At 57.1% G+C, this 587-nt stretch carries 1 protein-coding gene; it reads left to right on the forward strand.

Annotation, left to right across the window (positions count from 1 at the left end):
* The coding region (locus A3750_RS03810; protein ID WP_156498374.1) for a DUF5011 domain-containing protein at window positions 1–587 on the forward strand (587 nt) is incomplete at both ends.

Consider the following 587-nt stretch of genomic DNA (forward strand, 5'->3'; position numbering starts at 1 on the left):
GACGCCACAGGCAATGCCGCAACGCAAGTTACGCGCACCGTCAATGTGGTCGACACGACCATCCCAGTCATCACGCTACTTGGTTCTGATCCTGTCGATCACGAGGTAGGCACGGTTTACACCGATGCCGGCGCAACCGCTTCCGATAACATCGATGGTGTTATTACCGGTAACATTGGCGTGACTGGCAGCGTCAATGCCAGCGTCATTGGCACGTATTCTCTTACTTACAACGTGCAAGACTCGTCGGGCAATGCGGCGGCGACCGTGACACGTACTGTGAACGTCGTCGATACCGGCGCGCCGACCATTACCCTACTGGGCAGCAACCCGATCCTGCATGAACTGCAAACGCCATTTACTGATCCTGGCGCGACCGCCTCCGATGCAGCCGATGGCGATCTATCTGGTTCCATCGTCCCAACTGGCGCTGTCGATCCAAATGTTGCAGGCACTTATACACTCACCTACAACGTCACCGACTCTCAGAGCAACGCCGCGCCGACAGTCACTCGTGACGTGATCGTGGCTGACCGCACCGCTCCAGTAATTACACTGAATGGCGCCGCTACGGTACAACACGAGCA

The sequence above is a fragment of the Oleiphilus sp. HI0079 genome (assembly GCF_001635105.1).